We start from the raw sequence: 12,309 nt of genomic DNA, 5'->3' as shown, positions 1-12,309 counted from the left end.
CGCTGACCCATTATACAAAAGGTACGCGGTCACCGCGCAAGGCGGCTCCCACTGCTTGTAGGCATCCGGTTTCAGGTGCTCTTTCACTCCCCTCGTCGGGGTGCTTTTCACCTTTCCCTCACGGTACTGGTTCACTATCGGTCACTGAGGAGTACTTAGGCTTGGAGGGTGGTCCCCCATGTTCAGACAGGATGTCTCGTGTCCCGCCCTACTCAAGGATCTTCTCCGGTTTACCCGTACGGGGCTATCACCCGCTCTGGCCCGACTTTCCAGACGGTTCCGGTTATGTAGAGAAGACCACTGGCCTGGTCCGCGTTCGCTCGCCACTACTAGCGGAGTCTCGGTTGATGTCCTTTCCTCCGGGTACTTAGATGTTTCAGTTCCCCGGGTTCGCCTCCCAAACCTATGGATTCAGCTTGGGATACCGCTTGCGCGGTGGGTTGCCCCATTCGGAAATCCACGGATCATAGCCTGCTCGCGGCTCCCCATGGCTTATCGCAGCGTGCAACGTCCTTCATCGCCTCTCAGTGCCAAGGCATCCACCAGATGCCCTTATTACGCTTGATCCTCTCATGATGCCCCACGCGCAGGGGAAACCCCACACGCAAGCGCACCTGAAAGTGCAGTTCCCTGGAGATCCAAACCGGCCTTCCCAGGCCAGCGGACCTCCCTCGGTCACACTTGCATTTACCTTCTTCACAATGTCCCAAGAACCGGAGGCCGGTGCCTCCAATGCCCAGGGCCGGCGCCATGCGCCATGCCCACGGGCAATCTGCTGTCTTCTCATCGGATCACAAGGGGGCCGGGCTCTCCCCGCCCCTCGACACCAAGAACCTGGTGGAGGCGGACGGGATCGAACCGACGACCTCATGCTTGCAAAGCACGCGCTCTCCCAACTGAGCTACGCCCCCGGGTATGGTGGGCCAGGCAAGATTTGAACTTGCGACCTCACGCTTATCAAGCGCGCGCTCTAACCAGCTGAGCTACTAGCCCGAAGCTTCCGAGCCCCTGGGTCGGAGGCTTCGGCCCCGGACCCCGATCCGGGGCCCAGAGCCACAAGCCCGACTGCCGGGGGCAGGTTGCTCATGATCCGTTGAGAAGGGATGCGCCGGCGGCGGCCCCTTACCTGGAAACCCAGGGCCTGAACATCTCAGGCGGGGCGGCGGATGAGCCGGTTCCTTAGAAAGGAGGTGATCCAGCCGCAGGTTCCCCTACGGCTACCTTGTTACGACTTCACCCCAGTCGCTGACCGTACCGTGGTCGGCTGCCTCCCTTACGGGTTAGCGCACCGGCTTCGGGTAAAGCCAACTCCCATGGTGTGACGGGCGGTGTGTACAAGGCCCGGGAACGTATTCACCGCGGCGTGCTGATCCGCGATTACTAGCGATTCCAACTTCATGCACCCGAGTTGCAGAGTGCAATCCGAACTGAGATGGCTTTTGGAGATTCGCTTCCCTTCGCAGGGTCGCTGCCCACTGTCACCACCATTGTAGCACGTGTGTAGCCCAGCCCGTAAGGGCCATGAGGACTTGACGTCATCCCCGCCTTCCTCCGCCTTGTCAGCGGCAGTTTCGCCAGAGTGCCCAACCAAATGATGGCAACTGACGATGAGGGTTGCGCTCGTTGCGGGACTTAACCCAACATCTCACGACACGAGCTGACGACAGCCATGCAGCACCTGTGTCCCGGCCTCCGAAGAGGAAAGCGCATCTCTGCGCCGGTCCAGGCATGTCAAGGGCTGGTAAGGTTCTGCGCGTTGCTTCGAATTAAACCACATGCTCCACCGCTTGTGCGGGCCCCCGTCAATTCCTTTGAGTTTCAACCTTGCGGCCGTACTCCCCAGGCGGTCGGCTTAATGCGTTAGCTGCGACACCGAAGCTCTAAGAGCCCCAACGTCTAGCCGACATCGTTTACGGCGTGGACTACCAGGGTATCTAATCCTGTTTGCTCCCCACGCTTTCGCGCCTCAGCGTCAGTATCCGTCCAGTGGGCCGCCTTCGCCACCGGTGTTCTTCCCAATATCTACGAATTTCACCTCTACACTGGGAATTCCACCCACCTCTCCGGAACTCAAGCACTCCAGTCTCAAATGCTGTTCCCAGGTTGAGCCCGGGGCTTTCACATCTGACTTGAAGCGCCGCCTACGCGCCCTTTACGCCCAGTAATTCCGAACAACGCTAGCCCCCTTCGTATTACCGCGGCTGCTGGCACGAAGTTAGCCGGGGCTTCTTCTCACGCTACCGTCATCATCGTCGCGTGCGAAAGAGCTTTACAACCCGAAGGCCTTCATCACTCACGCGGCATGGCTGGATCAGGGTTGCCCCCATTGTCCAATATTCCCCACTGCTGCCTCCCGTAGGAGTCTGGGCCGTGTCTCAGTCCCAGTGTGGCTGATCATCCTCTCAGACCAGCTACTGATCGTCGCCTTGGTGGGCCATTACCCCACCAACTAGCTAATCAGACGCGGGCCGCTCCCTTGGCGATAAATCTTTCCCCCAGAGGGCTCATCCGGTATTAGCGTCCGTTTCCAGACGTTATCCCAGACCAAAGGGCACGTTCCCACGCGTTACTCACCCGTGCGCCACTAAGGCCGAAGCCTTCGTTCGACTTGCATGTGTTAGGCCTGCCGCCAGCGTTCGTTCTGAGCCAGGATCAAACTCTCAGGTTTGAAGCGGATATCGGCCGAAACCAACATCCTCATCGACGGAGCACCTCAACCGGTGCAATCCTACCCGAATTGTCTCCTGAAGCACCCGCCCCGATGTCTCCATCAGAACAGGTCAGAGCATTCTTGGCGTGATGCACAAGCTAAAGGCACTCCAAACACCAGCTCCCGCCGGCACCCAGAGACCGCCGCCTGCGCATCCCTTCTCAAAACCATATGCAGTTGTTCAAGAACCGCTGCGGCCCGAAGGCCGCCAACACCCCGCGCCGCCCGCCTCGCGGCTGGCCGGCAAACCTCGTCAGAGGCTGGGGCGAAACCTGTATCTGGCCCCATCCGAGCCTTGGTCAAGACCGCGTCGCCGCCGTCCCGTCCCGCTCGCCGGGGCCGCGGTATCTACTCCCGTCCGGGCCGCAGCGCAAGGCCTTTTTTTCAAGGCCCGCTCCGCTTTCCCTCTCCGGGCCGGCCGCGCCGTCCATAAGGACGGGACCGTCTTCGACACCACGCCGCCGCCAGACCCAACCCCCGGCGCCGCCTCGCAGCAGCGCCACCGGTCCGTCCCGCGGCGGAGCGGCTATGTAGGGGGTTACACCGACTGGGTCAATGGGTTTTTTCTGCACAAGGCGGAAATTCCCCTCAGGCCAGGCCCAACGCCCGCAATTCCTCCAGCAGATGTTCCGGCAGGGCGTCCCCGCCATTCCCCTCCCCAAGATCGTTGGGCGCATCTTCCGGCTTGAGATAGCGCCAGCCCTGGAAGGGGCGCTTTGGCACGGCGATCGTCTCGACCAGCTCGGGGTCCATCATCATGGCGCAGTAGCTCTGCCCGTCCGCATCGTTCCGCATCTCGAAGCCGATCATGCGCTGACGGCAGCGGATGAATCCCTTCACCACCCAGTAGATGCAGCCGCCATCCAGCAACTCGGCTTGACGGTTGGGCGCGCGCTTGGTCCAGGTCGGCACGACACGCCGGCCCTGCCAGTCGATCTGCGCCTCCTGGCGCCAGGCCCGCATCGATTCGAGGCTTTCCGCCCTGACAGCAAGGCGGAGGAGATGGATGGTCATGGGAAAGGTCCAGAAGATACGTGTAGCAGCGGACGCCCGGAGCGCCGATCTGCCCGACAGGTTGGGCGCCTGCGGCAGCAGGACCAGGGGCCGCACTGTCGCAGCCGTATCCTTGCCCGTCCGGCATCCGGGATCATGCCGTGCGGGCCATGCGCTCCGCTCGTGACTTCGCCGGGCTCAGGCGACTGCCTTCGCCAGCAGGGCACGCCCCACCTTGCTTCCGTTCGGCCGTTCAAGCTGGTCCGAAATCCAGCCGCCGATCCGGGCGACCTTATCAAGGTCCACGCCGGTTTCCAGCCCCAGCCCGTTGAGCAGGTAGAGCACATCCTCCGTCGCCACATTGCCGCTGGCACCCTTGGCATAGGGGCAGCCGCCGAGCCCGGCGACGGATGTGTCGATGACGGCAACGCCTGTTTCCAGACAGGCGAGGATATTTGCCACGGCCTGACCGTAGGTATCGTGGAAGTGCAGCGCCAGCCTGTCGGCCGAGACATCCTGAGCCACCCGCTGCGCCATCCGCTTGGCCCTGGCTGGCGTGCCGACGCCGATGGTGTCTCCCAGGCTGACCTCGTAACAGCCCATGGAAACGAGGGCCGCCGCCACCTCCGCCACCTTGCCTGCATCGATCTCCCCCTCATAGGGGCAGCCCAGCACGCAGGAGACATAGCCGCGGACCTTCAGACCCGCCGCAAGGGCCTGCTCGGCGACAGGACGGAAGCGGTCGAGACTTTCGGCGATGCTGCAATTGATGTTGCGCCGGCTGAAGCTTTCCGATGCCGCTCCGAACACGGCGATTTCCTGCGCGCCCGCAGCCAGGGCCGCCTCCAGCCCCTTCTCGTTCGGCACCAGCACAGGATAGGCCACGCCGGGCGCTTTCCGGATACGGGTCAGCACCTCGCCGGAGCCAGCCATCTGCGGAACCCATTTCGGGGAGACGAAAGCCCCGGCCTCAATGCTCTTCAGCCCCGTGGCGGCGAGCCGGTCGATCAGTTCCACCTTGGTGTCCAGGGCGATGGCCCGGCTCTCGTTCTGCAGCCCGTCGCGCGGGCCGACCTCGACGATGCGGATGAAAGCCATGGGGCGGGCGCTCTCTTCGATCTGGACCAGGTTGCCGCACTCTACGGATTGACCGGCGGGGCGCAAGCCAGCACTGCTATCCGGGACGTTCGCCCAGCCGGAGCAGCCCCATGACGCCGCCCTCCTCCGCAGCCTCCTCTGCCGGTACGCCCCGCCTGCGGCCCGGCGTACCGGAGGACGCGCCTGAGATTGCCGCGGCCCTGCGCTCCGCACTGGCGGCACCGCCCTGGAACGAGGACTGGCCGGAGGCGCGAGCATTGGACCGCGTCCGGGAAATACTGGGCATGCCGCGCGCCTATGCCGCCGTGGCGGAGGATGGGAACGGGGCCATGCTGGGCTATCTGCTGGCCGTTGCCCAATCCTCCGCCGCCGGGTTCCAGATGCGGGTGGAGGAGATCGGGGTCGTGCCGATGGCCCAGAGACGGGGAATCGGCACGGCCCTGATGCGCCGGCTGGTCGAGGAATCCTACCGCATGGGTGCGGACTGCATCTGGCTGGCATCCGCCGCGGACGGTCCGCAGGCAGCATTCTACGCGTCGCTAGGCCTGACCAGGAACCCGCGGGGCGCGCTCTATGGGGCGATGCTGCGCTAGGTCGCCTCGAACCCCACCAGCTCCGCCCCGTCGGGCACCTGCTCGCCGACCTGGAAGCGGATGCGGGTTACGGTGCCGGCGGAGGGGGCCTTGATGGCGTGCTCCATCTTCATGGCCTCCAGCACGATCAGCGGCTGCCCCTTCTCCACCACCGCACCGTCAGCGACATGGACGGCGATGACCTTGCCCGGCATGGGCGCTGTCAGCCGGCCGCCGGCCCCGGCTTCCGCCGCGGCACTGGCCAAGGGCTCCACGAGGTGGAGGCGATGGGTGCGGCCGGCGCGGAACAGCGTGATGTCGGAGCCGTGGCGTATCCATGTCGCCATGCTGCGCACACCGCCCATCTCCGTTACCAGCGTACCGTCCGTCCCTAGCTCACCACGGACGGCGACCTCTCCCTCCCTCAGGTGGAAGCGGTAACCGCCGCCGACATAAGTGAGTTTCACGGCATGCTCCGCTCCCCCCTCCCCCGGCTCGCGCAGGGTAACGGTGTCGTGCGCCTCGTCATTCAGGCGCCAGCCGTCACTGCGGGACCAGGGGCTGTAGGGATCGTTGGAGCCGCGGGCCTGAGCTGCCATCCGGGCATTACGGTCCAGCAGCAGTCCCAACGTTGCGAGAGCGAGCGCATCTTCCGGAACCGGCTGAGCTTCCGGCAGAAGATCGGCTTGGTGCCGCTCGATGAAGCGGGTGTCCAGGTCGGCGGCCAGGAAGGCCGGGTGGGCGGCGATGGCGGACAGGAAGCCGACATTGGCGTTCAACCCGGCGATCTCCGTCTCCGCCAAGGCGCGGCACAGCCGGCGCACCGCCGCGGGCCGGTCGCGGTCCCAGACGATCAGCTTGGCGATCATCGGATCGTAATGGATGGAGATGGCGTCGCCGGCCCGCACACCCGTATCCACCCGCACATGGCGGCCATCCTCCGCCGGGAAGCGCAGATGCGTCAGCCGCCCGGTCTGGGGCAGGAAGCCCTTGGCCGGGTCCTCGGCATAGAGCCGCACCTCGATGGCGTGACCGTCGATGGCGAGATCCTCCTGCCCAAGCGGCAGCTTCCCGCCGGCCGCGATGCGGAGCTGCCACTCGACGAGGTCCTGGCCGGTAATCATCTCCGTCACGGGATGCTCCACCTGCAGGCGGGTGTTCATCTCCATGAAGTAGAAGCTGCCATCCTCATCCAGCAGGAACTCCACGGTGCCGGCGCCGACATAGCCGATGGCCTGGGCGGCGGCCACCGCGGCCTCCCCCATGCGGCGGCGGATGGCCGGGTCCATGCTCGGGGCGGGCGCCTCCTCCACCACCTTCTGGTGGCGGCGCTGGATGGAGCAGTCGCGCTCGAACAGATAGACGCAATCGCCGTGGCTGTCGGCGAAGACCTGGATTTCCACATGGCGCGGGCGGGTCAGGTAACGCTCGATCAGTACCCGGTCGTCGCCGAAGCTGCTGGCCGCTTCCCGCTTGGCGGAGGCGAGCTGGTCGGCGAACTCCGCGGCGGTGGCCGCCACCTTCATGCCCTTGCCGCCGCCGCCGGCGCTGGCCTTGATCAGCACGGGATAGCCGATGCGGTCGGCTTCCGCCTTGAGAAGATCGGGGTTCTGGTCCTCCCCGTGATAACCGGGCACCAGAGGCACGCCGGCCTGCTCCATCAGGGCCTTGGCCTTGCTCTTGCCGCCCATGGCGCGGATGGCGGAGGCGGGCGGGCCGACGAAGACCAGGCCGGCCCTGGCGCAGGCGTCGGCGAAGGCGGCATTTTCGGACAGGAAGCCGTAGCCGGGATGGATGGCCTGCGCGCCGGTAAGGCGGGCGGCGTCCAGGATGGCGTCCACGCGCAGATAGCTGTCCCGCGCTGGGGCCGGGCCGATATTCACGGCCATATCGGCCATGGCGACATGGCGTGCACCGGCATCGGCGTCGGAATGCACGGCCACGGTGCGGAGGCCCATCCGCTTCGCGGTCCGGATCACCCGGCAGGCGATCTCCCCCCGGTTGGCGATCAGCAGCGTGGTGAACATGCCCCCTCCCAAGCCTTTGGTCCGGCCGGGTCTGCGCCCGGTCCGTTGCAGCAGAAACGATCTGCAACGGTGGTAGCGGATTCCCGGCGGCGCGTCATCAGGGGAGTGCGGCGTCAGGCCGTGGCGCGTTGCTGCCCGCCGCCATCCGCATCGGTCGGAAAGCCGAGCACGTCCGCCGCCTGTCCGGCCGCGTCGACGAAGGGCATCAGGATGGTATCCACGCCGGCAGCGGTCATACGGCGGGCATCCCAGGGGTCGTCACAGCGCACGGCGATGCGCCCCTCATAGCCGGCTTGCCGCAAACCCTCGATCAGGGCGAGGCGGTTGTCGCTGTGGGTCACCCCCGGCGCGAGCGGGGTGGTGGCGATCACCACCCAGCTTATCCCGCTTACCGGCAGCGACGCCGGAAATTCCGGGTCGGCGGCGTCGCCATAGGTGCCTTCGTTGCCGCGGGTGCGCCAGCGCTCCACCACCCGCGGGTCGAAGTCTACGCCCATGACCTTGGCCCCGCGCTCGGTCAGGATTTTGCCGAGTTCGAAACCGTAGCGGCCCAGGCCGAACAGCAGCACGTCATGCCGCCCCATACCGTCAGCACCCTGGTCCTGGCTGCTCTCGCGATGGGGCACCGCCCGCTCCGCGAAATCCAGCCACGGCTCGAAGATGCGGTACAGGGTCTGTGAGTAGATGATCATGTAGGTGGAGAGCGTGATGGTGATCAGCCCGACCAGGGTGACCAGCCCCACGCTGGCGGGCAGCACATGCCCCAGCGTCAGCCCCATGCCCATGAAGATCAGGGAAAATTCGCTGATCTGCGCCACGGTGAGGCCGGCCAGGAAGCCGGTGCGTTTGCGATAACCCATGGCGCCCATGATCAGCAGCACGATCAGCGGATTGCCCGCCAGCACGAAGGCCGAAAGGGCCAGCGCCTCCGGCACCATGCTGCCCAGCAGGTCCAGGTCGAGGCGGGAGCCGAGGCCGATGAAGAAAAACAGCAGCAGGAAATCGCGCAGGGACGAAAGGCGCGATGCCACCGCCTCCCGGAAACTGGTGGAGGCCAGGCTGACGCCCGCCAGCAGGCCGCCGATCTCCTTCCCCAGCCCCAACCAGTCCGCCAGTGCGGCGAACAGCACGGCCCAGGCCAGCGCGAATGTCAGCATCAGTTCCGGCAGGCGGGAAACCCGGCGCAACAGCCGTTCCGCCACATAGCGGATGAACAGCCAGACCAGCCCGACCATGACGAGACCGCTGAGCAGCACGCCGGGCACGCCCATTCCGCTGGAGCCCTTGTCGGCTCCGACGCCATAGGCCGACAGCGCCACCATGGCCAACACGACAAAGATATCCTGGACGATCAGGAATCCCAGCGCGATGCGCCCATGCAGCGAATCGACCTCTCGCTTGTCGCTCAGCAGCTTGACGATGATGATGGTGCTGGAGAAGGTCAGGGCGACGGCGACATAGGCGCTGGTGATCCAGTCCAGCCCCAGTGCCAGACAGATCAGGAAACCGATCCCGGCGGTGAAGCCCACCTGCCCCAGCCCGGTCGCCACCGCCACCGCGCCCAGGCTGCGCACGATCTGAACGTCCAGCTTCAGACCGACGAGGAACAGCAGTACCGCGATCCCGATCTCCGCCAGCAGGTCGATCTGCTCCGCGGAGTGGACGATGCCCAGCGCATCGGGACCGGCCAGGATACCGGTGGCGATGAAGGCGACGATCAGCGGCTGCCGCAGCATCAGCCCCACGAGCCCAACCGCGGCCGCCAGGGCCAGCAGTGCCGAAAGCTCATAGAACGGGTTCTGGGCGAGCAGTTCCATCGGGCTCTCCTTCGGTTCGCCCCATCATAGCCCGATGCCGGCGCGTGCCGACCCGTTACTGTGCCCTGTCATTGTGCCGTGGCGTCCGTTTCCCGGTGCTTGATCACCAGCTCATCCACCGCCGCGGTCGGCACGCCCAGCGCCTCCAACGCGCCCTTGGCCAAGGACAGGCTGCTTTCAAAGGTTTCCGGCACCACGGCGATGCATCCCTGGGCCAGAAGTGCGGCCGCATGCTCCCGGTCGCGGGAGCGGGCAAAGATGCGGAGATCCGGCCAGTGGTGGCGGATCGTGTCCACGGTGCGGCCGGCGGCGGAGGGAGTGTCCAAAGTCACCACCACCGCCACCGCCCGGTCGGCGCCGAGCTGCTTCAGGATTTCCGGACGGCTGCCGTCGCCATAATGCACGGGCAAATCCTGTTCCCGCATGCGTCGGACCAGATCGGGGCCCAGGTCCACGGCGACATAGGGCACCTGCTGCTCCGTGAAGAGTTTGGCGACCGTCTGCCCGACGCGGCCGAAGCCGGCGATGATGACGTGGCCGGACAGCCCGTCCTGGTCGATGGGCTCAGCCCCCACCGGCAGTTCCGGCCGGGGCGGGACCGCGCGCTTCACCACTGCATCCGCCAGAGCCGGCAGGAACGGGGTCGCGACGATGGACAGGCCCACCACGGCAAACATGAACTGCGCTGTTTCCTGCGGAAGCAGGCCGCTGGCAAGGGCGGTGCCGATGACGACAAAGGCGAATTCGCCCCCTTCCCCCAGCAGCAGGCCGCTGCGGATCGCGACATCCCGCGGCGCGCCGAAGGCGACGGCAAGACCGGCGGCGATCAAAGCTTTCAGCAGGATCAGCCCGACCACCGACAGGACTACCAGGCCGAGCTGATGCACGATCAGGCCGACATCGATGCCCATGCCCACGGCCAGGAAGAACAGGCCCAGGAGCAGCCCCTTGAAGGGCTGGATATCCGATTCGACCTGATGCCGGAATTCGGTGCCCGCCAGCACCAGCCCCGCCAGGAACGCGCCCAGCGCCGCAGACAGCCCGCCCAGATTTGTGGCCCAGCCGGTGCCCAGCACGATCATCAGGGCGCAGGCCGTGAACAGGTCGGTGCTGCGTGTCGCTGCCACGCGGCGCAGCAGCGGCCCCAGCGTGTAGCGCCCGATCACCAGGATCGCCACCACCGCCACCGCGGCCTTCAGCAGGGACAGCCCCACCACCACCGGAATGGGCTGATCGCCTGGGCTGGCCAGGATGCTGACCAGTACCAGGATCGGCACCACCGCCAGATCCTGGAACAGCAGTACGGCGAAGGACAGGCGGCCGGTCGGACTCGCCACCTCGCCACGCTCCACCAGCAGCTGGATGACCACGGCGGTCGAGGACAGCGCGAGGCAGGAGCCCAGCACCACCGCCACCTCCACGCTGTTGCCCCAGCCCCAGGCGACCAGGCCGATCGCGGTCGACGTGACCAGCACCTGGGCCGTTCCCAGTCCGAAGACCCAGCGCTTAAGCGCCTTCAGCCGCTCCACCGACAGTTCCAGCCCGATGACGAACAGCAGGAACACCACGCCCAACTCGGCGACCGCCCGCACCTCCTCCACTTGTCCAACCAGCTTCAGCCCGGATGGGCCGATAAGAAGTCCGGCCAGCAGATAGCCCAGCACCGGGCTGACCCGGATGCGGTGCAGCAGCAGCACGACGATGACGGCGGCAGCCAGAAACAGCAGCGATTCCTGGACGAAGGGAAGCGTATGATGCGCCTCTTCCATGGGGCTCTGGACTCTCTTCTTGGACCAAGTTGGAAGAGGACGGACAGGCGGCGGCGCCCGTTCGGGACTTCCATTCCCGAACTACGATGCCATCAAATCTTTGCGCTTTGATATGCATCAGCTTTGCTGCCGATGCGTGAGGGGCGGGATGCGGCAGGCGGTCAGGATGAAGCCGGCCATCATGGAAGATGGAAAGGATGCCGGCTTCGCCGGCTGGAAGATGAAAAGGATGGGGCGGCGCATGTTGCGCCGCTGGTGAGGACCAACACGGGTCCACCGCGCCTTCGGCGCTTCGACGGCGCAGCCGGGAATCAGGCCTGTGGTGTCGGCGCCCTGCAGCCGCCCGGCAGAATCATCATTTCCATATTTCAGCCGCCGCGGCCGGCATCCTTTTCATCGTTCAAAACAACCCAACTCCAGCAGATCGCTCCTCGCCTGCGCTCCGCACCCGCTATGCCCGCGTCTTGAGCACCCAGCCCGGCGTGCGCTTTTCCAGGAAGCAGGCGATCCCCTCCCGCCCCTCCTCCCTGGCGCGGGCCTCGGCGATGCGGTCGGCGGTGTCGACGACCATGGCATCGTCCAGCGGGCGGTCCACGGCGCGGATCAGCTCCTTGGTGGCGGCCAGAGCCTTCGGCCCGCCATCCAGCAGACGGGATACGGTCTTCTCCACCGCGTCCTCCAGCAGATGGCCGGGCACCATCTCATGCACCAGCCCGATCCGCTGCGCCTCCAGAGCGCTGAACCGCTCCGCCGTCAGGAAGTAGCGCCGCGCCTGCCGGGCGCCCATGGCGGCCACCACATAGGGGCCGATGGTGGCCGGGATCAGGCCCAGCTTCACCTCCGTCAGCGCGAACAGGGCGGTGTCGGCGGCGATGGCGATGTCGCAGGCGGCGACCAGCCCGGTGCCGCCGGCGAAGGCCGGCCCGTGCACCACCGCCACCGTGGGCTTCGGAAGCTCGTTCAGAGCGCGCAGCATCCGAGCGAGGCCCAGCGCATCCTGCCGGTTCTCCTCCCTGCTGTAGCCGGCCATGCGCTTCATCCAGTTCAGGTCGGCCCCGGCGCTGAAGCTGGGGCCGTTGCCCCGCAGCAGCACGACGCGCACGTCCCCATCGCCGCCCAGCTCGTCCCAGACCCGGTGCAACTCCGCGATCACCGCGTCGTTGAAGGCGTTGTGCACCTCCGGCCGGTTGAGCGTGACCGTCGCCACGCCGCGCCCGTCGCGCGCGACCAGAACCTCATCCGCCATGATCCGCCCCCCCATTTCCGGTTTTGGCTTCCCATACACGCCGCGGGCAGGCCCCGCAACCGAACCCGGCCCGGACT

The 12,309-nt window shown here is 66.1% G+C and carries 7 protein-coding genes, 2 tRNA genes and 2 rRNA genes (1 of these 11 cut by a window edge); 1 reads left to right on the top strand and 10 read right to left on the bottom strand.

The window, feature by feature from the left end; genetic code table 11:
* From DOL89_RS02285 to DOL89_RS02260, 6 genes are all read right to left on the bottom strand, one after another.
* Positions 1-567 (bottom strand): 23S ribosomal RNA (locus DOL89_RS02285) (it extends 2,180 nt beyond the left edge of the window).
* 268 nt (positions 568-835) lie between these two features.
* A tRNA-Ala gene (locus DOL89_RS02280) sits at positions 836-911 on the bottom strand.
* A gap of 5 nt (positions 912-916) precedes the next feature.
* A tRNA-Ile gene (locus DOL89_RS02275) sits at positions 917-993 on the bottom strand.
* A 190-nt stretch (positions 994-1,183) separates the two neighbouring features.
* Positions 1,184-2,668 (bottom strand): 16S ribosomal RNA (locus DOL89_RS02270).
* The 16S and 23S rRNA genes sit together here with 2 tRNA genes alongside, the layout of an rRNA operon.
* Before the next feature lie 630 nt (positions 2,669-3,298).
* Positions 3,299-3,724, bottom strand: coding sequence for a DUF1489 family protein (locus DOL89_RS02265; RefSeq protein ID WP_119680184.1), 426 nt, complete (start codon positions 3,722-3,724; stop codon positions 3,299-3,301).
* 177 nt (positions 3,725-3,901) lie between these two features.
* Positions 3,902-4,801, bottom strand: coding sequence for a hydroxymethylglutaryl-CoA lyase (locus tag DOL89_RS02260; RefSeq protein ID WP_119680183.1), 900 nt, complete (start codon positions 4,799-4,801; stop codon positions 3,902-3,904).
* A 110-nt stretch (positions 4,802-4,911) separates the two neighbouring features.
* Between DOL89_RS02260 and DOL89_RS02255 the strand changes: the two genes are divergently transcribed.
* A complete protein-coding gene (locus DOL89_RS02255; protein WP_119677688.1) occupies positions 4,912-5,394 on the top strand; it encodes a GNAT family N-acetyltransferase in 483 nt (160 codons plus the stop codon).
* On the opposite strand, the gene DOL89_RS02250 is transcribed toward DOL89_RS02255, so the two are convergent.
* The 4 genes from DOL89_RS02250 to DOL89_RS02235 all read right to left on the bottom strand — a co-directional run bounded on the left by DOL89_RS02250 (position 5,391) and on the right by DOL89_RS02235 (position 12,232).
* Complete coding sequence (locus DOL89_RS02250; RefSeq protein WP_119677687.1) at positions 5,391-7,400, bottom strand: acetyl/propionyl/methylcrotonyl-CoA carboxylase subunit alpha; 2,010 nt, start codon at positions 7,398-7,400, stop codon at positions 5,391-5,393. The genes DOL89_RS02255 and DOL89_RS02250 overlap by 4 nt on opposite strands.
* Before the next feature lie 113 nt (positions 7,401-7,513).
* On the bottom strand, positions 7,514-9,217 hold the full coding sequence (locus tag DOL89_RS02245) for a cation:proton antiporter (RefSeq protein ID WP_119677686.1): 1,704 nt from the start codon (positions 9,215-9,217) through the stop codon (positions 7,514-7,516).
* Between the two features lie 68 nt (positions 9,218-9,285).
* Entirely contained in the window at positions 9,286-10,986 is a 1,701-nt protein-coding gene (locus DOL89_RS02240; RefSeq protein ID WP_119677685.1) for a monovalent cation:proton antiporter-2 (CPA2) family protein, read from the bottom strand.
* Positions 10,987-11,437: 451 nt separating this feature from the next.
* Positions 11,438-12,232, bottom strand: a complete 795-nt coding sequence (locus tag DOL89_RS02235) for an enoyl-CoA hydratase/isomerase family protein (protein ID WP_119680182.1) — start codon at positions 12,230-12,232, stop codon at positions 11,438-11,440.
* Positions 12,233-12,309: the final 77 nt, after the last annotated feature.

The organism is Indioceanicola profundi (assembly GCF_003568845.1).
In the GTDB taxonomy this organism is placed as follows: domain Bacteria; phylum Pseudomonadota; class Alphaproteobacteria; order Azospirillales; family Azospirillaceae; genus Indioceanicola; species Indioceanicola profundi.
Note: the sequence above shows the minus strand (reverse complement) of the source record. Positions and strands in the feature narration are given on the sequence as shown.

Excerpts from the sequence above, each read along its gene's own strand:
- DOL89_RS02265 (WP_119680184.1), bottom strand. The coding sequence starts at position 3,724 with ATGACCATCCATCTCCTCCGCCTTGCTGTCAGGGCGGAAAGCCTCGAA.
- DOL89_RS02260 (WP_119680183.1), bottom strand. The coding sequence starts at position 4,801 with ATGGCTTTCATCCGCATCGTCGAGGTCGGCCCGCGCGACGGGCTGCAG.
- DOL89_RS02255 (WP_119677688.1), top strand. The coding sequence starts at position 4,912 with ATGACGCCGCCCTCCTCCGCAGCCTCCTCTGCCGGTACGCCCCGCCTG.
- DOL89_RS02250 (WP_119677687.1), bottom strand. The coding sequence starts at position 7,400 with ATGTTCACCACGCTGCTGATCGCCAACCGGGGGGAGATCGCCTGCCGG.
- DOL89_RS02245 (WP_119677686.1), bottom strand. The coding sequence starts at position 9,217 with ATGGAACTGCTCGCCCAGAACCCGTTCTATGAGCTTTCGGCACTGCTG.
- DOL89_RS02240 (WP_119677685.1), bottom strand. The coding sequence starts at position 10,986 with ATGGAAGAGGCGCATCATACGCTTCCCTTCGTCCAGGAATCGCTGCTG.
- DOL89_RS02235 (WP_119680182.1), bottom strand. The coding sequence starts at position 12,232 with ATGGCGGATGAGGTTCTGGTCGCGCGCGACGGGCGCGGCGTGGCGACG.